The 21,461-nt window shown below is 72.6% G+C and carries 20 protein-coding genes; 9 read left to right on the forward strand and 11 right to left on the reverse strand.

All coding sequences use genetic code 11. The features are described from left to right. Positions 1 to 57: 57 nt before the first annotated feature. On the reverse strand, positions 58 to 957 hold the full coding sequence (locus ABZ877_RS14825) for a LysR substrate-binding domain-containing protein (RefSeq protein WP_361069879.1): 900 nt from the start codon (positions 955 to 957) through the stop codon (positions 58 to 60). A gap of 133 nt (positions 958 to 1,090) precedes the next feature. Here ABZ877_RS14825 and ABZ877_RS14830 point away from each other — a divergent pair, with 133 nt between their 5' ends. From ABZ877_RS14830 to ABZ877_RS14840, 3 genes are read left to right on the forward strand one after another with little or no spacing between them, the layout of a single operon-like run. Then, complete coding sequence (locus ABZ877_RS14830; protein WP_361070014.1) at positions 1,091 to 1,762, forward strand: succinate dehydrogenase; 672 nt, start codon at positions 1,091 to 1,093, stop codon at positions 1,760 to 1,762. A gap of 8 nt (positions 1,763 to 1,770) precedes the next feature. After that, positions 1,771 to 3,720 carry a fumarate reductase/succinate dehydrogenase flavoprotein subunit gene (locus tag ABZ877_RS14835; protein ID WP_361069882.1) on the forward strand — a complete coding sequence of 650 codons (1,950 nt, stop codon included), beginning with the start codon at positions 1,771 to 1,773 and terminating at the stop codon, positions 3,718 to 3,720. Further along, complete coding sequence (locus ABZ877_RS14840; protein ID WP_361069885.1) at positions 3,717 to 4,463, forward strand: succinate dehydrogenase/fumarate reductase iron-sulfur subunit; 747 nt, start codon at positions 3,717 to 3,719, stop codon at positions 4,461 to 4,463. Before ABZ877_RS14835 ends, ABZ877_RS14840 begins: the two co-directional genes overlap by 4 nt. A 78-nt stretch (positions 4,464 to 4,541) precedes the next feature. Here the strand turns inward: ABZ877_RS14840 and ABZ877_RS14845 are convergent, their stop codons facing one another. Then, complete coding sequence (locus tag ABZ877_RS14845; protein WP_361069887.1) at positions 4,542 to 6,911, reverse strand: excinuclease ABC subunit UvrA; 2,370 nt, start codon at positions 6,909 to 6,911, stop codon at positions 4,542 to 4,544. A 179-nt stretch (positions 6,912 to 7,090) separates the two neighbouring features. On the opposite strand from ABZ877_RS14845, the gene ABZ877_RS14850 reads away from it, so the two are divergent. Beyond that, entirely contained in the window at positions 7,091 to 8,323 is a 1,233-nt protein-coding gene (locus ABZ877_RS14850) for an acyl-CoA dehydrogenase family protein (RefSeq protein WP_361069890.1), read from the forward strand. On the opposite strand, the gene ABZ877_RS14855 is transcribed toward ABZ877_RS14850, so the two are convergent. Beyond that, complete coding sequence (locus ABZ877_RS14855; RefSeq protein WP_361069893.1) at positions 8,278 to 8,853, reverse strand: TetR/AcrR family transcriptional regulator; 576 nt, start codon at positions 8,851 to 8,853, stop codon at positions 8,278 to 8,280. The genes ABZ877_RS14850 and ABZ877_RS14855 overlap by 46 nt on opposite strands. A gap of 34 nt (positions 8,854 to 8,887) precedes the next feature. After that, positions 8,888 to 9,919 (reverse strand): LLM class flavin-dependent oxidoreductase, encoded by a 1,032-nt coding sequence (locus tag ABZ877_RS14860; RefSeq protein ID WP_361069896.1) that lies wholly within the window; start codon positions 9,917 to 9,919, stop codon positions 8,888 to 8,890. A gap of 59 nt (positions 9,920 to 9,978) precedes the next feature. Here ABZ877_RS14860 and ABZ877_RS14865 point away from each other — a divergent pair, with 59 nt between their 5' ends. Further along, entirely contained in the window at positions 9,979 to 10,467 is a 489-nt protein-coding gene (locus tag ABZ877_RS14865) for a hypothetical protein (protein WP_361069898.1), read from the forward strand. A 17-nt stretch (positions 10,468 to 10,484) separates the two neighbouring features. On the opposite strand, the gene ABZ877_RS14870 is transcribed toward ABZ877_RS14865, so the two are convergent. Beyond that, positions 10,485 to 10,700, reverse strand: a complete 216-nt coding sequence (locus ABZ877_RS14870) for a dodecin (RefSeq protein WP_361069901.1) — start codon at positions 10,698 to 10,700, stop codon at positions 10,485 to 10,487. A 214-nt stretch (positions 10,701 to 10,914) separates the two neighbouring features. Between ABZ877_RS14870 and ABZ877_RS14875 the strand changes: the two genes are divergently transcribed. Beyond that, positions 10,915 to 12,198 carry an extracellular solute-binding protein gene (locus ABZ877_RS14875; RefSeq protein WP_361069904.1) on the forward strand — a complete coding sequence of 428 codons (1,284 nt, stop codon included), beginning with the start codon at positions 10,915 to 10,917 and terminating at the stop codon, positions 12,196 to 12,198. 16 nt (positions 12,199 to 12,214) lie between these two features. On the opposite strand, the gene egtD is transcribed toward ABZ877_RS14875, so the two are convergent. The 5 genes from egtD to ABZ877_RS14900 all read right to left on the reverse strand — a co-directional run bounded on the left by egtD (position 12,215) and on the right by ABZ877_RS14900 (position 17,181). Beyond that, positions 12,215 to 13,183, reverse strand: a complete 969-nt coding sequence (gene egtD, locus ABZ877_RS14880) for an L-histidine N(alpha)-methyltransferase (protein WP_361069907.1) — start codon at positions 13,181 to 13,183, stop codon at positions 12,215 to 12,217. Next, on the reverse strand, positions 13,180 to 13,935 hold the full coding sequence (gene egtC / locus ABZ877_RS14885) for an ergothioneine biosynthesis protein EgtC (RefSeq protein ID WP_361069909.1): 756 nt from the start codon (positions 13,933 to 13,935) through the stop codon (positions 13,180 to 13,182). Before egtC ends, egtD begins: the two co-directional genes overlap by 4 nt. After that, complete coding sequence (gene egtB / locus ABZ877_RS14890) at positions 13,935 to 15,284, reverse strand: ergothioneine biosynthesis protein EgtB (protein WP_361069912.1); 1,350 nt, start codon at positions 15,282 to 15,284, stop codon at positions 13,935 to 13,937. The genes egtC and egtB overlap by 1 nt, the downstream gene beginning before the upstream one ends. After that, on the reverse strand, positions 15,281 to 16,567 hold the full coding sequence (egtA, locus tag ABZ877_RS14895) for an ergothioneine biosynthesis glutamate--cysteine ligase EgtA (RefSeq protein ID WP_361069915.1): 1,287 nt from the start codon (positions 16,565 to 16,567) through the stop codon (positions 15,281 to 15,283). The genes egtB and egtA overlap by 4 nt, the downstream gene beginning before the upstream one ends. 155 nt (positions 16,568 to 16,722) lie before the next feature. Then, positions 16,723 to 17,181: a type II toxin-antitoxin system PemK/MazF family toxin gene (locus ABZ877_RS14900; RefSeq protein ID WP_361069917.1), complete on the reverse strand. Its 459-nt coding sequence runs from the start codon at positions 17,179 to 17,181 to the stop codon at positions 16,723 to 16,725. Between the two features lie 71 nt (positions 17,182 to 17,252). Here ABZ877_RS14900 and ABZ877_RS14905 point away from each other — a divergent pair, with 71 nt between their 5' ends. Both ABZ877_RS14905 and ABZ877_RS14910 read left to right on the forward strand, forming a co-directional pair. Further along, entirely contained in the window at positions 17,253 to 18,293 is a 1,041-nt protein-coding gene (locus ABZ877_RS14905) for a glycosyl hydrolase family 18 protein (protein ID WP_361069920.1), read from the forward strand. 76 nt (positions 18,294 to 18,369) lie between these two features. After that, a complete protein-coding gene (locus ABZ877_RS14910; RefSeq protein ID WP_361069923.1) occupies positions 18,370 to 19,422 on the forward strand; it encodes a LacI family DNA-binding transcriptional regulator in 1,053 nt (350 codons plus the stop codon). A gap of 30 nt (positions 19,423 to 19,452) precedes the next feature. Here the strand turns inward: ABZ877_RS14910 and trxA are convergent, their stop codons facing one another. Then, positions 19,453 to 19,854, reverse strand: coding sequence for a thioredoxin (gene trxA, locus ABZ877_RS14915; RefSeq protein WP_361069926.1), 402 nt, complete (start codon positions 19,852 to 19,854; stop codon positions 19,453 to 19,455). 143 nt (positions 19,855 to 19,997) lie between these two features. Between trxA and ABZ877_RS14920 the strand changes: the two genes are divergently transcribed. Then, positions 19,998 to 21,431, forward strand: coding sequence for an NAD(P)/FAD-dependent oxidoreductase (locus ABZ877_RS14920; RefSeq protein WP_361069929.1), 1,434 nt, complete (start codon positions 19,998 to 20,000; stop codon positions 21,429 to 21,431). Positions 21,432 to 21,461 lie beyond the last annotated feature (30 nt).

Consider the following 21,461-nt stretch of genomic DNA (forward strand, 5'->3'; position numbering starts at 1 on the left):
GGGGAACTGCGCGACCAGCCACCGCGCGACCCGCACCCGGTGACGAGACCGCACCCCCTACGGCGCGCCCCCTTCCCGCTCCAGAAGCATCCGCTGCAACTCCCGCGCCGCCCGAGGCGGAGCCACGTCACTGCGATGCGCCAGCGCGATGGTCCGATGCAGACCGGGCCGCGCCAGAGGCGTGACGTGGAGGCCGAGCCCCGCTCGCAGCGCGACCATGCGCGGGACGACCGCGACCCCGAGCCCGGCCCGGACAAAACCCAGGACCGCGTCCATCTCGCCCCCCTCGACCGCGAAGTCCGGCTCGAACCCCTCCGCCCGGCACGCCGCGACGGTGAGTTCCCGCAGGTCGTACCCGTGCCGGAACATGACGAGCCGCTCGCCCTCCAGGTCGGAGATCCGGACGGACCTCCGTCCCCGCCCGGGCCGCGGCGCGCTCGGCGACGAGACCACGACCAGCTCCTCCCGCAACAGCTCCACTGTCGTCAGCGCGGGCGCCGGCGCCGGAAGAGGCAGGACGACCAGCGCCAGATCGACCGCCCCGCGCGCAAGCTCCCGTACGAGGTCGTGCGAACCGCCTTCCTCGATGAGCAGCTGGATCCCGGGGTAGCGGTCGTGGAAGGCGCGGAGCACGTCCGGCAGCAGACCGGTGCACAGGGACGGCGTCGCCCCGAGACGGACCCGCCCGCGCCGGAGCTGCGCCAGCTCCTGGACCTCGTACCGCGCCGTGTCCGCGTCCGCGAGGATCCGCCGGGCGAGCGGAAGCAGCGCCTCGCCGGCGTCCGTGAGCGTGATGTTGCCCCGGGCGCGGTGGAACAGGTCCGCCCCCAGCTCCCGCTCCAGGGCGCGGATCTGCTGGGAGAGCGACGGCTGGGCCACATGGACCACTTCGGCGGCGTGGGTGAAGTGCCGGGTCTCGGCCACCGCGACGAAGTACTGGAGCTGCTGGAACTGCATGAACGCCACGATAGTTCCCCGCATAGGCAATGCCTATGGAAATGAGCTGCTCCATGTCTTGGACCGATCGGGGCTCTCGGCCCTACCGTCTGATGCCATGGCTCTGGCAACGCGGACGGACCGACGACCGTCCATGGCGCGCACGCTCTGGGACAGCTCCCTCGGCAAGAAGACCGTGATGGCGGTCAGCGGCATCGTGATGCTGCTGTACCTGGTCGCGCACATGATCGGAAACCTCAAGATCTTCTTCGGTCCCGGGGAGATGAACCACTACGCCCACTGGCTGCGCACCATGGGCGAGCCGGTCCTCCACCACGAGTGGGGCCTGTGGCTCGTGCGCGTCGTGCTCGTCGTCGCCGTCGTGGCGCACGCGACCTCCGCGTACCAGCTCAGCCGTCGCGACATCAAGGCGCGCCCGAGCAAGTACGTGCACAAGAGGGCCGGCGCGAGCTACGCCACCCGCACGATGCGCTGGGGCGGGATCATCCTCGGCCTGTTCATCGTCTGGCACATCCTGGACCTGACGACGGGCACCGTGCACCCGGACGGGTACGAGCACCTGCACCCGTACCAGAACGTCGTCGACACGTTCTCGACGTGGTACGGCAACGTCATCTACATCGTCGCGATGCTCGCCCTTGGCCTGCACATCCAGCACGGGTTCTGGAGCGCCGCGCAGACCCTCGGCGTCGGCAGCCGGACCCGTGACCGCGTCCTGAAGACGATCGGCAACGTACTCGCCGTGCTGCTCACCCTCGGCTTCATCGCCGTGCCCGTGGGCGTCATGACCGGATTGGTGAGTTGAGGAACGACATGAGCACCTACGCGGATTACACCACCGGCGAACCAGTGGTCGACGGCAAGGCCCCCGCCGGACCCGTCCACGAGCGCTGGGACACCCGCCGCTTCGAGGCCAAGCTGGTCAACCCCGCCAACCGGCGCAAGCACACCGTCATCGTCGTCGGCACCGGCCTGGCGGGCGGCAGCGCCGGGGCCACGCTCGCCGAGCAGGGCTACCACGTCGTCCAGTTCTGCTACCAGGACTCGCCGCGCCGCGCGCACTCCATCGCCGCGCAGGGCGGCATCAACGCCGCGAAGAACTACCGCAACGACGGCGACTCCGTGCACCGCCTCTTCTACGACACGGTGAAGGGCGGTGACTTCCGCGCCCGCGAGTCGAACGTGCACCGGCTCGCGCAGATCTCCGTCGAGATCATCGACCAGTGCGTCGCCCAGGGCGTGCCGTTCGCGCGCGAGTACGGCGGGCTTCTCGACACCCGGTCCTTCGGCGGTGTCCAGGTGTCCCGTACGTTCTACGCCCGTGGTCAGACGGGGCAGCAGCTCCTGCTCGGCGCCTACCAGGCGCTCAGCCGCCAGGTCGCCGCCGGAAACATCGAGCTGCACCCCCGTACCGAGATGCTCGACCTGATCGTCGTCGACGGGAAGGCGCGCGGCATCGTCGCCCGCGATCTGATCACCGGCAGGATCGACACGTACTTCGCGGACGCCGTCGTCCTCGCCTCCGGCGGCTACGGCAACGTCTTCTACCTGTCCACCAACGCCATGAACTCCAACGCGACCGCCATCTGGCGGGCGCACCGGCGCGGCGCGTACTTCGCCAACCCCTGCTTCACGCAGATCCACCCCACCTGCATCCCGCGCACCGGCGACCACCAGTCGAAGCTCACGCTGATGAGCGAGTCGCTGCGCAACGACGGGCGGATCTGGGTGCCGAAGGCCAAGGGCGACGACCGGCCCCCGAACGAGATCCCCGAGGACGAGCGCGACTACTACCTGGAGCGCATCTACCCGTCCTTCGGCAACCTCGTGCCCCGCGACATCGCCTCCCGCGCCGCGAAGAACGTGTGCGACGAGGGGCGAGGTGTCGGGCCCGGCGGGCAGGGTGTGTACCTCGACTTCGCCGACGCCATCGAGCGCATGGGGCGCAAGGCCGTCGCGGCGAAGTACGGCAACCTCTTCGACATGTACCAGCGGATCACCGACGAGGATCCGTACGAGGTGCCCATGCGGATCTACCCGGCGGTGCACTACACGATGGGCGGCCTGTGGGTCGACTACGACCTCCAGACCACCATTCCCGGGCTCTTCGCGATCGGCGAGGCCAACTTCTCCGACCACGGCGCCAACCGCCTCGGCGCCTCCGCGCTGATGCAGGGCCTCGCCGACGGCTACTTCGTCCTGCCCGCCACCATCAACGACTACCTCGCGCGCAACCCGCACACCGACGACGTGGACGCCACGCACCCGGCGACCGTCGCCGTCGTCCGCGAGACGGAGGAGCGGCTCGCGAAGCTGCTCGCCGTCGACGGGGACCGCACCCCGGACTCCTTCCACCGTGAACTCGGCGAGCTGATGTGGGAGTTCTGCGGCATGGCCCGCACCGACAGCGGTCTGCGCAAGGCCCTGGAGCGCATCCCGCAGATCCGCGAGGAGTTCTGGCGCCGGATCAAGGTCCCGGGAACGGGGGAGGAGTTCAACCAGTCCCTGGAGAAGGCGAACCGCATCGTCGACTACCTGGAGCTGGCCGAGCTGATGTGCCTCGACGCGCTGCACCGCGCCGAGTCCTGCGGCGGCCACTTCCGCGAGGAGTCGCAGACCCCGGACGGCGAGGCCGAGCGCCGCGACGAGGAGTTCTCCTACGCCGCCGCCTGGGAGTTCACCGGCACCGGCACGGCCCCCGCCCTGCACAAGGAAGACCTCGTCTTCGAGTACGTCCACCCCACTCAGCGGAGCTACGCATGAAGCTCACCCTGCGCGTCTGGCGCCAGAAGAACGCCGACGCCGAAGGCGCCATGTCCACGTACGAGGTGGACGGGATCTCGAAGGACATGTCGTTCCTGGAGATGCTCGACACCCTCAACGAGGAACTCATCGTCAAGGGCGAGGACCCCGTCGCCTTCGACCACGACTGCCGCGAGGGCATCTGCGGCGCGTGCTCGCTCGTCATCAACGGCGACGCGCACGGCCCGGAGCGCACCACCACCTGCCAGCTCCACATGCGGTCCTTCGAGGACGGCGACACGATCGACATCGAGCCGTGGCGCGCCTCCGCGTTCCCCGTCATCAAGGACCTCGTCGTCGACCGCTCGGCCTTCGACCGGATCATCCAGTCCGGCGGCTACATCACCGCCCCGACCGGCGCCGCCCCCGAGGCGCACTCCACGCCGGTGCCCAAGCCGGACGCGGACTTCGCCTTCGAGCACGCCGAGTGCATCGGCTGCGGCGCCTGCGTCGCCGCCTGCCCCAACGGCGCGGCGATGCTCTTCACCTCCGCCAAGATCAACCACCTGAACGTCCTGCCGCAGGGCGCGCCCGAGCGGGAGACCCGCGTCCTGGACATGGTGGCGCAGATGGACGAGGAGGGCTTCGGCGGCTGCACGCTCACCGGCGAGTGCGCGACGGCCTGCCCGAAGGGCATCCCGCTGTTCTCCATCACGAGCATGAACAAGGAGTGGCTGCGCGCGAACCGCAAGGTCAGCCGCTGAGACTCCCTCCACGGGAGAAGACGTCCCGCGAAGAGTGCGGGGTGGGCGGGGCCGGGAGTTGGTGCTCTCCCGGCCCCGTCATCGTCCCAGCAGACGCTGAAGGTAGGGGGCGGTGCGGCTCACGGGGTCGGCGGCCACCACCGCGGGCGGCCCGGCGACGACCACCTGCCCGCCCGCATCGCCCCCGCCAGGGCCCATGTCGATCACCCAGTCCGCCCCCGCGACCACCGCCATGTCGTGCTCGACGACGACCACGGAGTGCCCCGCGTCGACGAGGCCGTGCAGCTGGCGCAGCAGTACCTCCACGTCGGCCGGGTGCAGTCCGGTGGTCGGCTCGTCGAGGAGGTAGAGGGTGTGGCCGCGCCGCGCCCGCTGCAACTCGCTGGCCAGCTTGATGCGCTGGGCCTCGCCGCCGGAGAGTTCGGTGGCGGGCTGGCCGAGGCGCAGATAGCCGAGGCCCACGTCCAGCAGGGTGCGCAGGCTGCGCAGGATCGTCCTGGCCGCGTCGTCGTCGGCGAAGAAGTCGGCGGCGGACTCCACGGTCAGGTCGAGCACCTCGGCGATGTTCCGCCCCCGGTAGGTCACGTCGAGCGTCGGCTGGTTGTAGCGCGCGCCGCCGCACTCCGGGCAGGGCGCGTACGTGCTCGGCAGGAAGAGGAGTTCGACACTGATGAACCCCTCGCCCTGGCAGGTCTCGCAGCGCCCGCCCGCGACGTTGAAGGAGAAGCGGCCGACGCCGTAGCCCCGCTCCTTCGCCTCCTCCGTGTTCGCGAAGACCTTGCGCACGACGTCGAAGAGGCCGGTGTACGTGGCCAGGTTGGAGCGCGGCGTGCGGCCGATCGGCTTCTGGTCGACGACCACGAGCCGCCCGACGCCGGGCAGGTCCTCGGTGATCGCGCCGATCAGCGTGGACTTGCCGGACCCCGAGACCCCGGTGACGGCGGTGAACGCGCCCAGCGGCAGCTCCGCCGTCACGTCGTGGAGGTTGTGCCGGGTCACGGGCCCGACCTTCAGCCGGCCGCGCGGCTCGCGCACTCGGCGTTCGACGCGCGGCTCGTCGAAGAGGAAGCGTGCCGTCGCCGAGCCCTCGACCCCGCGCAGCTCCGCCACCGGGCCGCTGTGGAGCACCTGCCCGCCGTGCTCCCCGGCGAGCGGGCCGACGTCGACGAGCCAGTCCGCGTGGCGCATGACGTCCAGCTGGTGCTCGACGACGAACACCGAGTTGCCCGCCTCCTTGAGCCGGTCCAGGACGGTCAGCAGCGACTCGGTGTCGGCCGGGTGCAGTCCGGCGGACGGCTCGTCGAGGACGTACACGACGCCGAACAGGCCCGAGCGCAACTGCGTGGCGAGGCGCAGGCGTTGCAGCTCGCCCGAGGAGAGGGTCGGCGTCGGGCGGTCGGGGCTCAGATAGCCGAGGCCGAGATCGGTGATGGTCGCGATGCGGGCCCGCAGGTCGTCCGTGAGCACCCGTGCCGTCTCGGAGTCGCCCTCGTGCGCGGCGAGGATCTCCGCCAGCTCGGTCAGCGGCAGGCGCGCCGTCTCGGCGATGGTGCGGCCCCCGAACGTCACCGCGAGCGCCTCCGGCCGCAGCCGCGCGCCCCCGCACACCGGGCAGGGCTCGCTGCGCAGGAACTTCTCGGCCTTCGCGCGCAGCGTCTGGCTCTTGGAGTCGGCGAACGTCTTCAGCACGTACCGGTTCGCGCTCATGTACGTGCCCTGGTACGGGCGCTGGATGCGGTCCGCGTCCCGTACGGGGTGCACGGTGACGACCGGCTGCTCGTCGGTGAACAGGATCCAGTCGCGGTCCTCCTGGGCCAGCTCGCGCCAGGGGCGGTCCACGTCGTACCCGAGGGCGTCGAGGACGTCGCGGAGGTTCTTGCCCTGCCAGCCGCCCGGCCAGGCGGCGATCGCGCCCTCGCGGATGGAGAGGGAGGGGTCGGGGACCAGCAGCTCCTCCGTCGTGCGGTGCACCTGGCCGAGGCCGTGGCAGTGCGGGCACGCGCCTGCGGCCGTGTTGGGGGAGAAGGAGTCGGAGTCGAGCCGCTCGGCGCCCGGCGGGTAGTCACCGGCCCGGGAGTACAGCATGCGCAGGGAGTTGGAGAGCGTGGTGACCGTGCCGACCGAGGAGCGGGACGTGGGCGCCGAGCGGCTCTGCTGGAGCGAGACCGCCGGGGGCAGCCCGCTGATCGAGCCGACCTTCGGGGCGCCCGCCTGGTGGATGAGGCGGCGCGCGTACGGGGCGACGGACTCGAAGTAGCGGCGCTGCGCCTCCGCGTAGATGGTGCCGAACGCGAGGGACGACTTGCCCGAGCCGGAGACGCCCGTGAAGACCGCGAGGACGTCCCGGGGGACGTCCACGTCGACGCCCTTCAGGTTGTGCTCACGGGCGCCCCGGACCCGGACGAAGCCGTCGTGGCGGGGGTCGGGCGAGGACGGCGGCAGCGACATGGACGCGGCTCCTGAGGTGAGGTGCGTGGGGCTGGTCGGTTGCGGGGGAGGCGGGCAAATCACACGATTCTAGGCCGCCGTGCACCGGACTCCGGACAGGGTGTCCTCGAAGACGGATTCCAGTACCCGTATTGATACTGCGGTGCTATTCTCCGTATCATCGAGTTGAGGGAGAGGCCATGCCCGCTGACCGTGCGCTGCCCGGCCCCGACGCCGTCGAGCTCATCGGCCGCGTCCGGGCGCTCGCCACCGACGTGCTCGCCCCGCAGGCGGCCGAGGCGGAGGCCGCGAGCTCCTTTCCCCGCGACGCCTTCCGCACCCTGGGCCGCGCCGGACTGCTCGGCCTGTCCTACGGCACGGAGTACGGGGGCGGCGGCCGGAGCTACGAGGTGTACCTCCAGGCGCTCGAAGAGGTGGCGTCCGCCTGGGCGAGCGTCGGCGTCGGCGTCTCCGTGCACGCCATGTCCTGCTTCCCGCTCGCCGTCTTCGGCACCGAGCAGCAGCGCCGCCGCTGGCTGCCCGACATGCTCGGCGGCGACCTGCTCGGCGCCTACTGCCTCTCCGAGCCGGAGGCGGGCTCCGACCCCGCGTCCATGCGCACCCGCGCCGTCCTCGACGGCGACCACTATGTGCTGAACGGCGTGAAGGCATGGACGACGCACGGCGGCCACGCCGACTTCTACACCGTCATGGCCCGCACCTCCGACGACCGCTCGCACGGCATCTCCTGCTTCCTCGTCCCCGCCGACACGCCCGGTCTGAGCGCCGACCCGCCCGAGCGGAAGATGGGCCTCACCGGCTCCGCCACGGCGGCCATGCGGTTCGAGGACGTACGCCTGCCCGTCGAGCGGCGCATCGGCCGCGAGGGGCAGGGGCTGCAGATCGCGCTCGCCGCCCTCGACTGCGGGCGCATGGGCATCGCCGCCGTCGCCACCGGGCTCGCACAGGCCGCCCTCGACGAGGCCGTCGCCTACGCCCGCACCCACGAGGTCGCCGGACAGCCGCTCATCGCCCAGCAGGGCCCGGCCTTCGCCCTCGCCGACATGGCCGCATCGGTCGCCGCCGCCCGCGCCACCACGCTCGCCGCCGCCCGCCGCAAGGACCAGGGCCTCACCTTCGGGCAGGAGGCGTCCATCGCCAAGCTGGTCGCCACCGACCAGGCCATGAAGGTCACCGGGGACGCCGTCCAGCTCCTCGGCGACGACGGGTACTCCAGCCGGTACCCCGTGGAGCGGTATCTGCGCGAGGCCAAGGTCATGCAGATCTTCGAGGGCACCAACCAGATCCAGCGGCTCGTCATCAGCCGCGCCCTCGCCAGGCTCGCGCCGGGCGCGCTGAGCGCCGCGTCCGTCCGTCCGGCGCCGCGTCAGGACGCGACGGCGTGGACGATGAGCGAGGCCAGCTCGGCGTAGGCCTCCGAGTCGCTGAGCCCGGTGCGGTGGCTGACCTCGCCGCGCTGGATCGCCTGCATGGTGGCGGCGGCGACCTCGCCCACGAACGCCGCGTGCACCTCGCGGAAGGCGCCCGCCGTGACGCCTTCCGTGATGAGCTGCCGGATGCGGTCGGCGGCGAGTCGCGTGTTCGCCTCGTAGACCTCGCGGGTGGCGTCGAACTCGGCCATGTCGTCGAGGAACTGCCGGGACAGCGGCCGCAGTTGCTCCGCTACCGCCGTGAGGTAGACGACGACCCGCTCGGCCGGGGCGGAGGTGTCGGCGACCTGCTTCTCGACCGCGGCCGTCGCGTTCTTGAAGTAGTGCTTCACCGCCTCGCGCACCAGGCCCTGCTTGCTCCGCGCGAGCTGGTACAGCGTCGTCTTCGAGCAGCGCAGCCGCTCCGCGAGGTCGTCCAGGGTGAAGGAGGCGAACCCCTCCGCGACGAGGAGCGTCACCAGCCGTTCGAGCAGGTCGGTCTGGCGGGCGGTGCGTCGGGCGGCGGGCGGCATGGCCCCAGGGTATCCGGACCGCGCAGGCCCCCGATCACGGCCCGGACGCCGACTGCACCGGGCTGAGCCGCGCCACCCGCGCGAGGCGCCGGTAGGACTCCAGGAGGTCCTCGCGGTCGTACGTACTGGTCGTGACAAGCACCTCCTGCGCGCCGCTCTCCTTGATGACGCGCTCAAGCTCGTCCGCGACCTGCTGCTCGGTGCCCGCGATGTGGCCGCGCAGACCGGACTCGTACAGCTCGCGCTCCTTGGCGGTCATCTCCAGGCCCGCGATCCGCTCGGCGGGCGGCAGCGGCGGGAAGGTGCCGTGGGTGCGCGAGTACGCCATGGACCACGCCTCGGGGATCAGCAGGCGGCGGGCCTCCGGTTCGCTGCCGGCCACGGCGACCGTCCCGGAGATCACGACGTACGGTTCCTCGGCCCAGGGGGAGGGGCGGAATTCGGCGCGGTAGCGGTCGACGCCGCGCAGCATCCTCTCCCGGTCGCGGAAGTCGCCGATGACCATGGGCAGGCCCGCGCGGGCCGCGATCGAGGCGCCCTCACCCATCGCGAGCACGAACGGCGGCACGGTCAGGCCCTCGCTCGGGCGGGCGTGGGCGTGGGTCGGGGAGGTGCCGGTGAAGAAGGCGAGCAGTTCGTCGAGCTGCCCGGCGAAGCCGTCGGCGTCGGCGGCGTCCTTCTCGCGGCCCAGCGCCTTGCGCACCCCGTCCGTGAACCCGACGGAGCGGCCGATTCCCATGTCGATCCGGCCCGGGAACAGCGACTCCAGGACCCCGAACTGCTCCGCCACGACGAGCGGCCGGTGGTTGGGCAGCATGACGCCGCCGGTGCCGACGCGGATCGTACGGGTCGCCGCCGCGACGGCCGCCGCGAGAACCGTCGGGGCGGACCCCGCGACCCCGGGCACGCCGTGGTGCTCGGCCACCCAGAACCGGTGGTAGCCGAGGCGCTCCAGGTCCTGGGCGAGCGCGACGGTGTCCCGCAGCGCTTGCGGGGCGGTCGAGCCCTCCCGGACGCGCGAACGGTCAAGGACGGAGAAGCGGGTCGTCTCGATCGGGGTGGTCACGTTGGTTCCAACACGGTGGCTCCGCAGGGATTCCCGGCCGCGCGCCGTAGGGTGCCGACATGACCCGGGACGCACGGCCGCTGGCCGTATTCGATCTGGACGGCACGCTCGCCGACACCGCCCACCGGCAGAAGTTCCTGGAGCGCAGGCCGCGGGACTGGGACGCCTTCTTCGCGGCGGCCCCCGCCGACCCGCCGCTCGCCGAGGGCGTCGCCCTGGTCCTCGACAGCGCGCGCGAGTGCGAGATCGTCTACCTCACCGGGCGCCCCGAGCGGTGCCGCGCCGACACCGAGGCGTGGCTCGCCGCACAGGGCCTGCCGGCGGCGACGCTGAAGATGCGGCGCGACGACGACCGCAGGCCCGCCCGGCGCACGAAGCTCGACGTGCTGCGCCGCCTGGCACGCGGCCGCACCGTCCGGATGCTCGTCGACGACGACGAACTGGTCTGCGACGAGGCGGAGCACGCGGGCTTCCCCGTCGTACGGGCCCGCTGGGCGAGCACGTCGGCGGCGCTGAAGGACGCCCAGGAGCGCGAGGGGCGGACCTGAGGACCTGACGCGGGGCCTCAGTCGTCGCCCTCAAGCCGGAAGCCCACCTTGAGGCCCACCTGGTAGTGCTCGACGTCCCCGTCGACGATCTGGCCCCGGACCTGCGTGACCTCGAACCAGTCGAGGTTGCGCAGCGTCTGCGAGGCGCGCGCGATCCCGTTGCGGATCGCCTGGTCGACACCCTCGTGGGAGGTGCCGACGATCTCCGTGACGCGATAGGTGTGATTCGACATGTCTCCACCGTGCCCCAGGGTGCCCGCGCGCGCGAGGGGGCGGACGCCGCGCGGGCCGGACGCACGGCTTGCCCGCTCGCGCGACTTACTTCTGGGTAACCCTTGACCGCCCCATTGGTACATACCAAAATCCAGCCACATACCCGTACGAGCTGACTGCTCCTCCCCCCACGTCGGGCGATCCGACCTGTTCGCAGGCAGAAAGTGACCCCCCGTGAGATCCCGCCGTGGCGTGCTGTCCCTCTGTTCCCTCGTCGTCGTGACCGGCGTCCTCACCACCGCGTGCGGCGCCCTGCCGGGCGGCGGCCCCGAGCGGCACACGGTCACCGTGTGGCTGATGCGCAACAGCGCGTCGGACGCGTTCATCAAGCGCTTCACCAAGGCGTTCGAGGCCGAGCACACCGACGTCCGCCTCGACGTCCGCGTCCAGGAGTGGACCGGGATCGGCGAGAAGGTCTCCGCCGCCCTCAAGGCCGACAAGGGCGGCGACGGCGCCCCCGACGTCATCGAGGTCGGCAACACCCAGGTCCCGCAGTACATCGACCAGGGCGGGCTGCTCGACCTGTCCCTGGAGTCCGCCCGCGACCTCGGCATGCAGGACTGGCTGCCCGGCCTCGCCGAGCCCGGCGTCGACAACTCCCGCCAGTACGGCATCCCCTGGTACGCCGCCAACCGCGTCGTCATCTACAACAAGGACCTCTTCGAGCGGGCCGGAGTGACGAAGCCGCCGAGGACCCGTGACGAGTGGCTCGACCAGACCAGCCGCCTCGACACCGGCTCCACGCAGGGCATCTACCTCGCCGGACAGGACTGGTACACACTCTCCGGGTTCATCTGGGACGAGGGCGGCGAACTGGCCCGCGAGTCCGGCGGCATCTGGAGCGGCGCCCTCGACTCCCCGGCCGCCCTGCGCGCCATGGACTTCTACGAGCGGCTCCAGGCGCTCGGGGACGGACCCAAGGACGCCGACGAGGAACACCCCTCGCAGGCCGACCGGTTCGCCAAGGGCGACATCGCGCAGATCATCTCGGTCCCCGGCGCGACCCAGCAGATCGTGGGCAAGAACCCGGCCCTCAAGGGCAGACTCGGCTACTTCCCGATCCCCGGCAAGACGGCCTCACGGGCGGGCTCCGTCTTCACCGGCGGCTCGGACCTCGTCGTCCCGGCCAACACCGACGACCGGCCGGGCGCGCTCGCCGTCGTGAAGGCGCTGGCCGGCGAGAAGTGGAACACCGAACTCGCCAGGACCATGAACTACGTGCCGAACAAGACGACGCTGGCCGACGCCGTCAGCGGCGAGCCCGGCGTCGCCGCGATGGCGGTCGGCGCCGCGCACGGCAAGGCGACCCCCGCGTCCCCGCTCTGGGCGAACGTGGAGGCCGCCGACAACCCCATCAAGTCCTACATGTCCCAGGTCCTGTCCGGCGCGGACCCGGCCACCGAGGCGAAGAGGGCCGCCCGGGAGATCACCCGCCGCCTGGACGACAAGGCCGAGTGACCCCCGGGTCCGGGTCCTAGGGGGCGGGGACGGAGCTGAGGGACAGGGCGAACCGTCCCTCCGCGTCCGTCCACCACTGGGTCAACTCGAGCCCCGCGGCGCCGAGTTCCCTGCGCACCCCCTCGCGCCGGAACTTTGCCGACACCTCCGTGCGCAGCTCCTCGCCCGCCGCGAAGGTCACCGCGAGGTCAAGCGCCGGGATCTTCACGGTCTGCGCGGCCGTCGAGCGCAGCCGCATCTCGATCCACTCGTGCCCGGCGTCCCACACGGCCACGTGCTGGAAGGCGTCGGGGTCGAAGTCGGCGCCGAGCTCCCGGTTGACCACGCTCAGGACGTTCTTGTCGAACGCGGCGGTGACACCCGCGGCGTCGTCGTAGGCGGCGACCAGCGTCGCCTCGTCCTTCACCAGGTCGGTGCCGAGCAGGAAGAAGTCGCCGGGCGCGAGCAGCCCTCGTACGGACGTCAGGAACTCCGCGCGCTCCCCGGGCAGCAGGTTGCCGATCGTGCCGCCGAGGAACGCCACCAGACGCGGGCCGGGCGTCCCGGGCAGGGCCAGGGCGCGGGTGAAGTCCGCGACGAGGGCGTGGATGTCGAGCCCCGGGTGCTCGGCGAGCAGCAGGTCCGCAGCGCCCCGCAGCGCGCTCTCGCTCACGTCCACCGGCACGTAGTGCGTCAGCTGCGTGAACGAGTCGAGGAGGTGGCGGGTCTTGTCGGAGGAGCCCGAACCCAGCTCGACCAGGGTCCGCGCCCCGGTCGCCGCCGCGATCTCCGGGGCGCGCGCCAGGAGGATCTCGCGCTCGGCGCGGGTCGGGTAGTACTCGGGCAGGGTGGTGATCTCGTCGAAGAGTTCGCTGCCGCGCGCGTCGTAGAACCACTTCGGCGGCAGCGTCTTGGGCGTGGCGGTCAGGCCGTGCAGGACGTCGGCGCGCAGGGCGGCGCCGGTGGCGTCCTCGGGCAGCGTGCGGGTCAGTGCGTACGGGCTCACGCGGGTGGCTCCTTGAGCGGGGTGAGGAGGACGTCGGTGCGGCTCGCCGCGAGCAGCGTGCGGTCGGGCACCTCGGTCCAGCGCGGGTCGTCGTCGTACGGCTCCGAGGCGACGACCGTGCGCCGGCCCGGTTCGGAGAGGTACCAGAGGGTGTCGCCCCAGGCGGTCGCCGTGATCGTCTCGCCGTTGGTCAGCAGGAGGTTGAGGCGGGCGCCGGGCGTGACCTCGGCGACCTCGAGCACGGTGTCGGCGAGGGCCTGCGCCTCGTCGTCGCCGGCGCGCAGCCGCCGCAGGAGCAGCGCCCAGAGAAACGCCGCGTCGCAGCGGGCCTCCATGGACAGCAGGTCGGCGGCGGGCAGCGTGGACACCAGCGGCGTCAGCGAGCGCGGCCAGCCGGGCACCGCGCCGTTGTGGCTGAACAGCCACGTCCCGGACGCGTACGGCGCCGCCGCGGCCTCGCCGTCGGCACTGGCGACCGTGGCGTCCCGGACGGCGGCGAGCACCGCGCCCGAGCGGACCACGCGGGCCAGGTCCTGGTAGGACGGGTCGGCCCAGATCGGTCCCGTCCTGCGGTAGCGGGCGGGCACGGGGTCGCCGTCCGCGTACCAGCCGACGCCGAACCCGTCGGCGTTGACGGTGCCGTGGCGCTGGCGGCGCGGCGCCCAGGACTGCTGGAACAGGCTGTGCGGCGGCGCGTCGAGCACCTCCCCGAGCGGGACGGCCGGCCCGAGGTAGGCCAGGTGGCGGCACATCAGACGGCCTCCCGGGGGTCGGCGTCGCGGGCCGTGCGGAACCCGGCGAAGATCTGCCGCCGGATGGGGTAGTCCCAGTTGCGGAACGTGCCCCGGCACGCCACCGCGTCGACCGCGAACGATCCGCCGCGCAGCACCTTGTGGTCGGGGCCGAAGAACACCTCCGAGTACTCGCGGTACGGGTAGGCGACGAATCCGGGGTAGGGCAGGAAGTCGCTCGCCGTCCACTCCCACACGTCGCCGATCAACTGCCGTACGCCGAGGGGCGAGGCGCCGAGCGGGTAGCTGCCCGCGGGGGCCGGACGCAGATGGCGCTGGCCGAGGTTGGCCCGCTCCGGCGTCGGGTCGGCGTCGCCCCACGGGTAGCGCAGCGAGCGGCCCGTCGCGGGGTCGAAGCGGGCGGCCTTCTCCCACTCCGCCTCGGTGGGCAGGCGGCGCCCGGCCCAGCGGGCGTAGGCGTCGGCCTCGTACCAGGACACGTGCAGGACCGGCTCGTCCGGCGGGACGACCTCCGTGACCCCGAAGCGGCGGCGCAGCCACTGGCCCGCCTCGCGCCGCCAGAACCGGGGCGCCTCGAAGCCGCCCTCCTGGACCATGGCCCAGCCGGCCGGCGCCCACCAGCGGGGGTCGCGGTAGCCGCCGTCGGCGATGAACTCCAGGTACTTGCCGTTCGTCACCGGCACCGTGTCGATGTGGAACGCCGGGACGAACCGGGCGTGCGCGGGCCGTTCGTTGTCCAGCGCCCACGGCTCGGCGGTCGTCCCCATGGTGAACGGGCCGCCGGGGACGAGCACCTCGGCCGGACCGTCGAGCGGCTCCACCAGAGGCTCGGGGTCCGGCGCGGTGAGCGCGGCGGCGCCGGTCCGCAGCTGGTGCGTGATCAGCATCGTCTCGTCGTGCTGCTGCTCGTGCTGGGCGATCATCCCGAAGGCGAACCCGGACCGGGTCAGCCGCTCCGCGCCGTCCGCCTCGAACGACGCCCCCTCCAGGACGTCGAGCGCCCGGCCGCGCACCTCGGCCGCGTAGCCGCGCGCCTCCTGCGGGGCGAGCAGCGGCAGCCGCGGACGCTCGGCGCGCGGATGCTCGAACGCGTCGTACAGCGGATCGATCTCGGGCCGCATCGCCTCACGGCCCGCGACGGCCCGCAACAGCCACTGCTCCTCCTGGTTGCCTATGTGCGCGAGGTCCCACACCAGCGGCGACATCAGCGGCGAATGCTGCGCCGTCAGATCGGGCTCCTCCACGCAACTGGTCAGGAGCGTGGTGCGGCGGCGTGCGGTCAGGAGCGCGTCCGCCGCGCGACGGCGCAACGCCTCCGGATCCGTGCTGACGTTCTCCTCGATGGTCATGAGCGGACGGACCTCCCCTGAGCGGGTTCGGACAGCGGATCGAGCACGTCGTCGGCGGGACATCGGCCACGCAGGACATGGCGGCGCGTGAACGACGCGACCGCCTCCCGTACGCCGGTGTCCGCGCCGATCCTGTCCAGCGCGTCCAGCGCCGCCGTGAAGCAGACCGTCGCCGCCTCGCGCAGCTCGGGGTCGGTGAGACCGAGCCGGGCCGCGTCCCGCCACAGCGGGTTGTGCGGAGCGGGCGAGTGCCCCGCCCGCTCCGCGAGGGGCTTCACGGTCCGGTACGCGGTCTCGGCGGCCTGCGGATCGTCGAACAGGGCCGTCGTCACGGCGAGCGGCACGAGCCACCCGTCGTCGCCGGGCTGCGCGTCGATCATCCGCAGTTCGAGGTGGCCGCGCGGCCGGATCGGCGGGAACAGCGTGGTCAGGTGGTAGTCGAGGTCGGAGCGGGTCGGCGGGCGCGGCCCGCCGCCGCGGATCCACTCCCGCAGCGACAGGTCCTCGGGGACGTGCCACGGGCCGTCGTCCGTGCGCACGCACATCACGGGCGCGTCCAGGACGTGCCGTGCCCAGGCCCGGCGCGGATCGCCTTCCAGGGGCGGCGCCCCCGAACGGCCCACCGCGATGCGGTCCCACAGCGCCTGCCGGGAGGAGCGCCAGCCCGTCGGACGCCCGGACAGCAGCGGCGAGTTGGCGAACGCGGCGACCAGGACGGGACCGAGCAGATGCGCCAGGTGCCAGCGGCGGCCGAAGCCCAGCGGGCCCGGCTCCTCGTACCCCGCGTCCAGGCACACCTGCACGGAGGCGGAGGAGCACATCATGGACCGCCCGGCGGGGCCCGCGCGGTCGAGCGACGCCTCCAAGGCGTCGTAGCGGGGCTGCCGCAGCACACGGTGGGGCGGGCGCCACGGGTCGGTGCCGTGGCCGGACAGGACGAGTCCGTGGCCGCGGAGCGCGGCGCGGACGGCGGTCAGATCGGCCCGTACGGCCGAGACGCATTCCGTCAGCGTGGCGGCGGGCCGCGAGCTGAGCTCCAGTTGGCCGCCGGGTTCCACGGTGAGCGCCGAGCTCAGGGGCAGGGCGCGCAGTGCGGCGTACGCCGCGTCGAGTCGTTCGAAGGGTAGCGGGAGCCGCGGCCGGCGCGGCTCGTGGACGATCCACTCCAGCTCCACACCCACGGTGCGGGGCGGACCCGTCTTGAAGCAGATGCCCTGTACCAGGGCCTCCGTCCCGGCCTCGGTGATGCGCTCACCGAGCCCCGTACAGTCTCCCTCGCCCATGCCGGGCCTCCTCGTCTCCGTGCCTCGCACGGCCCGGGGTGCGGACCGTGCCGTCGCCGCGGGGCCGTCCCGGGCGACGCTCGTACCACCCAAGACGCTCGCGGCGGTTCACACAAGAGTGCCCCGCAACGGCCCGGTGGCGGAGGCGGCGGGGATCAATTCCAGCCGTAGCGCTCACGCAGCCGGAGAACAACCAGGTCGAAGCGGTCCCGGTCCAGGGCGCACGCCTCGCGCCGCATCCCGCGCTCGTGCACGCGCAGCACCCGGTCCACGTCGACCCACGAGTCACGGCCGCCACGGTCCCAGGGCCCCGCGCCGATCGCCACCCACTCACGGTCGTCGTCGTGGCGCTTGCTGGACAACTGCACGGCGAGCAGCGTCCCCGCCGCCTCGCGCGCGAAGATGAGCACCGGCCGGTCCTTGCCGCGCCCGTCGTTCTCCTCGTACGGCACCCACGTCCACACGATCTCGCCCGGGTCCGGGTCGCCGTCGCGCTCCGGCGCGTACGCGGTCCGCACCCGCCCCACCTCGCACGGGTCGGCCTCCACCGTGGCCGTGGCGCCGTGGCGGCCGGGGTTCTCCTCGATGGCATTGTCATCCGTGAAGGCAGTCACCCGGGTCACGTTAGAGCCTGGACGGCGCAATCCGCGCGGCGGGGGCGCCCGGCGGCCCACAGGCTCGCTCCATGGCACGACGACACATACACCGAGGCGTCCTCACCGTCCTGGCCACCCTGCTCACCCTGAGCGCGGCGGCCCCCGTCCGGTCGGCGCCGCCCCCGCGCACCGTCTCCGCCTGGCTGCCCTACTGGGACCAGGACGCCGCCTACAAGGACGCCCTCGCCCACGCCGGGCAGCTCCGCACCGTCAGCCCCTTCTGGTACGAGACGAAGTCCGCGACCCGCGTCGACGGCGCCCCGGGCGCAGGGGAGCAGCGGATCATCGACGGCCTGCGCGCCAAGGGCATCCAGGTCGTCCCCACCGTCAACGACCAGGTGAAGCCGGGCGCCCTCGCGGCCGTCCTCACCGACCCCGAACAGCGCGCGGCGCACGTCGAGGCCCTGCTCGCCGTCGTCCGCACCCGCGCCTACGACGGCCTCGACCTCGACTACGAGACCATCGCGCCGACCCCGGACGCCACCTACGAGGCCGTGCGCGACGGCTACGCCGCCTTCGTCACCGACCTGTGCGCCAAACTCCACGCCCAGCGCAAGCAGTGCTTCGTCACCGTCACCCCCAAGACCCGTATCAGCGGCCGCGTCTGGGACTACAAGAAGCTCGGCGCCGCCGCCGACCGGCTGCGCATCATGGCGTACAACCTCCACAACGCCCAGGGGACACCCGGCCCGCTGACCTCACCCGCCTGGTACGACGAGATCCTCACCCGCGCCACCGCCGAAGTCCCCGTCGAAAAACTGGAGTTGGGGCTCCCGGCGTACGGCTGGGACTGGGCCGTCGGCAGCAAGGAGCGGGCGAGAGCCGTGACGACCAAGGAGGCCGAGGCGCTGCGCCGCAAGGTCAAGGCGCCCTACGCCCTCGACCCGGACTCCCGCACCCCGCACTTCACGTACAAGGATGGCGAGACGGAGCGCGTCGTCTGGTACCAGGACGCGCGTGGCACCGCCGCCCACCTGCCCGTCCTGCGCAAGCACAAAGTGGCCAACACCGTGCTGTGGGCTCTCGGTTTCGAACAGCCCGAGCTGTGGGAGACGCTGGCGACGAGGTGACTCCGAGGCGGCCGGGGCGACTGGCGACCAGGTAGCTCGGAGGACGTCGGGGCCGTCTGGAAAGATGCCGGGGGTCATGGTGCAGATACCGAAGCAGCAATCCGTCCCGCCGTCCCGACCCCCGGCCCCCGCCGGCCCGGCCGCCTCCGCGCGGGGCACCGTGCCGACCAGCGCCGACGTCGCGCGCCTCGCCGGGGTCTCGCGCGCCACGGTCAGCTACGTCCTCAACAACACCAGCGCCGTCCGCATCAGCGAACCCACCCGCCGCCGCGTCCACGAGGCCGCGAAGGAGCTCGGCTACGTCCCGCACGCCGCAGCCCGCAGCCTGCGCGCCGGGCACACCCGCATCGTCCTGATGCCGACCCCCGACGTGCCCGTCGGCCCGCTCTACAGCGGCTTCCTCAACGCGCTCCAGTGGGCGCTCAGCCGCCTCGACTACACCGTCGTGCAGTACGGGAGCGTCGGCCTCGGCGGCGAGGAGGCGGCCCGCGCCTGGGCCGAACTGCGCCCCGTCGCCGTGCTCGCCCCGGCCGGCATGGGCGCGGGCGGCGTCGACCTCCTGCGCAGGTCAGGGGCGAGAGCCGTCATCACGCTCGGCCCCGAACCCGTCGAGGGCGCCCACGCGCTGATCATGGACCACCGCGAGGTCGGCCGCGCCGCCGGCGCCCATCTCCTGGAGCGCGGCCACTCCCGGATCGGCGTGGTCATGCCCCGCGAACCGGGCCTCGGCACGTTCGCCCTGCCCCGCCTCGCGGGCGTCCAGGAGACCGGCGCGGACGTCGTGCCCCTGCCCCTCGCCTACGAGGAGGAGGACGCGGCCCGCGTCGCCGCACACCTGCGCGACCTCGGCCTGCGCGCCGTGTTCGCCTACAACGACGAGTACGCGATGCTCCTGATGCGGGCGCTCCAGGACGCGGGCGCCACCATCCCCGGCGACGTCGCCGTCATCGGCGCCGACGACCTGATGCTCGGCCGCCTGCTCCGCCCGCGCCTCAGCACCGTACGGATCGACCTGCCGTCGGGCGAGGAACTGGCCGGACTCGTCGACGGGCTCGTACGCGACCCGGCGGCACGGCCGGACGTGCGGGACATGCTCGGGGCGGCGGTGGTGGTCCGCGACTCGACGTAGGCGGCGGCCGCCCCTTCCTCGCCGACTGCCTCAGCCCTGCTCGGGCTGCTGGCCCTCCTGCGCCGCCTTCGCCTGCTGCTCGGCGACGGACTTGCGGACCTCGTCCATGTCCAGCCGCCGGGCCTGGCCGATCACGTCGTCCAGGGCCTCCTGCGGCAGGGCGCCGGGCTGCGCGAACACGGCCACCTGGTCACGCACGATCATCAGCGTCGGGATCGACTGGATGCCGAACGCGGCGGCCAGCTCCGGCTGCGCCTCCGTGTCGACCTTGCCGAAGACCAGGTCGGGATTGGCCTCGGCGGACTTCTCGTAGACCGGGGCGAACTGCTTGCACGGCCCGCACCAGGACGCCCAGAAATCGATCAGCACGAACTCGTTCTCCGTGACCATCTGATCGAAGTTTTCCTTGGTCAGCTCCACGGTGGTGCTCATGGTGTTCCCTCTTCCTGCTTCCTGGGGATGTCGGGGCGAAGCCGCGAGGGGCAAAGCCGCTGGACACAACGGTCCGGATGACGGACGTATTCCGCGCGCGTACCCATGTGGCTCACGGGCACACCTACCGTCACACTGACGGTATGACGGAAGTTATCGAGTACGACGTTGTTGTGGTGGGAGCGGGACCGGTCGGCGAGAACGTCGCGGACCGGGCGCGGGCGGGTGGCCTCAGCGCCGCGATCGTGGAGAGTGAACTGGTCGGCGGGGAGTGCTCGTACTGGGCGTGCATGCCCAGCAAGGCCCTTCTGCGCCCCGTGATCGCCCGCGCGGACGCCCGCCGCGTGCCGGGTCTGCGCCAGTCGGTGCAGGGCCCCCTCGACGCCGCCGCCGTGCTCGCCCACCGCGACTACTACACCTCCCACTGGAAGGACGACGGCCAGGTCGGCTGGATCGAGTCCATCGGCGCCGACCTCTACCGCGGCCACGGCCGCCTCGCCGGACCGCGCCGCGTCACGGTCACCGCGGACGACGGCACGGTCACCACCCTCGCCGCGCGCCACGCCGTGGCCGTGTGCACCGGCACCCGCGCTGCCCTGCCCGACCTGCCGGGCCTTGCCGATGCGGGGCCCTGGACCAGCCGCGAGGCCACCAGCGCCGACCATGTGCCCGGCCGCCTCGTCGTGGTCGGCGGCGGCGTCGTCGCCACCGAGATGGCGACGGCCTGGCAGGCGCTCGGCTCCCAGGTCACGATGCTCGTACGCGGCGACAGCCTGCTGAACCGGATGGAGCCGTTCGCCGGGGAACTGGTCGCGGACGCGCTGCGCGAGACGGGCGCGGACGTCCGTACCGGCGTCTCGGTGAAGGCCGTGCACCGCCAGGGTCCGACGGTCACCGTCACCCTCGGCGACGACTCGACCCTGGAGGCCGACGAGATCCTGTTCGCGACCGGCCGCGCCCCGCGCACCGACGACATCGGCCTGGACACGGTCGGCCTGAAGCCCGGCTCGTGGCTGACCGTCGACGACACCCTGCGCGTCGAGGGCCACGACTGGCTCTACGCGGTCGGCGACGCCAACCACCGCGCCCTCCTCACCCACCAGGGCAAGTACCAGGCCCGCATCGCGGGCGCCGCGATCACCGCGCGGGCCACCGGCGTCCCGATCCTGGAGACCGACCGCTGGGGCGCCCACGTCGCCACCGCCGACACCGCCGCCGTCCCCCAGGTCGTCTTCACCGACCCGGAGGCGGCGAGCGCGGGCCTCACCCTCGCCGAGGCCGAACGGGCGGGCCACCGGGTCCGCGCTGTCGACTACGACATGGCGGGCGTCGCCGGAGCGGGCCTCTACGCCGACGGCTACACCGGCCGCGCCCGCATGATCGTCGACCTCGACCGCGAGATCCTCCTCGGCGTCACCTTCGTCGGCCCCGGCGTCGGCGAACTCATCCACTCCGCGACGATCGCCATCGCCGGCGAGGTCCCGATCGACCGCCTGTGGCACGCGGTGCCGTCGTACCCGACGGTCAGCGAGATCTGGCTGCGCCTGCTGGAGACGTACCGGGACCAGACCGAGTAGCCGGACGCAGGACTTTTCCCGCGCATCCCT

This window comes from Streptomyces sp. NPDC046939 (genome assembly GCF_040644575.1).
In the GTDB taxonomy this organism is placed as follows: Bacteria; Actinomycetota; Actinomycetes; order Streptomycetales; family Streptomycetaceae; genus Streptomyces.

Coding starts and splice junctions, on each gene's coding strand:
- ABZ877_RS14825 (WP_361069879.1), bottom strand. CDS start 957: ATGCAGTTCCAGCAGCTCCAGTACTTCGTCGCGGTGGCCGAGACCCGG.
- ABZ877_RS14830 (WP_361070014.1), top strand. CDS start 1,091: ATGGCGCGCACGCTCTGGGACAGCTCCCTCGGCAAGAAGACCGTGATG.
- ABZ877_RS14835 (WP_361069882.1), top strand. CDS start 1,771: ATGAGCACCTACGCGGATTACACCACCGGCGAACCAGTGGTCGACGGC.
- ABZ877_RS14840 (WP_361069885.1), top strand. CDS start 3,717: ATGAAGCTCACCCTGCGCGTCTGGCGCCAGAAGAACGCCGACGCCGAA.
- ABZ877_RS14845 (WP_361069887.1), bottom strand. CDS start 6,911: ATGTCGCTGCCGCCGTCCTCGCCCGACCCCCGCCACGACGGCTTCGTC.
- ABZ877_RS14850 (WP_361069890.1), top strand. CDS start 7,091: ATGCCCGCTGACCGTGCGCTGCCCGGCCCCGACGCCGTCGAGCTCATC.
- ABZ877_RS14855 (WP_361069893.1), bottom strand. CDS start 8,853: ATGCCGCCCGCCGCCCGACGCACCGCCCGCCAGACCGACCTGCTCGAA.
- ABZ877_RS14865 (WP_361069898.1), top strand. CDS start 9,979: ATGACCCGGGACGCACGGCCGCTGGCCGTATTCGATCTGGACGGCACG.
- ABZ877_RS14870 (WP_361069901.1), bottom strand. CDS start 10,700: ATGTCGAATCACACCTATCGCGTCACGGAGATCGTCGGCACCTCCCAC.
- egtC (WP_361069909.1), bottom strand. CDS start 13,935: ATGTGCCGCCACCTGGCCTACCTCGGGCCGGCCGTCCCGCTCGGGGAG.
- egtB (WP_361069912.1), bottom strand. CDS start 15,284: ATGACCATCGAGGAGAACGTCAGCACGGATCCGGAGGCGTTGCGCCGT.
- egtA (WP_361069915.1), bottom strand. CDS start 16,567: ATGGGCGAGGGAGACTGTACGGGGCTCGGTGAGCGCATCACCGAGGCC.
- ABZ877_RS14905 (WP_361069920.1), top strand. CDS start 17,253: ATGGCACGACGACACATACACCGAGGCGTCCTCACCGTCCTGGCCACC.
- ABZ877_RS14910 (WP_361069923.1), top strand. CDS start 18,370: ATGGTGCAGATACCGAAGCAGCAATCCGTCCCGCCGTCCCGACCCCCG.
- trxA (WP_361069926.1), bottom strand. CDS start 19,854: ATGAGCACCACCGTGGAGCTGACCAAGGAAAACTTCGATCAGATGGTC.
- ABZ877_RS14920 (WP_361069929.1), top strand. CDS start 19,998: ATGACGGAAGTTATCGAGTACGACGTTGTTGTGGTGGGAGCGGGACCG.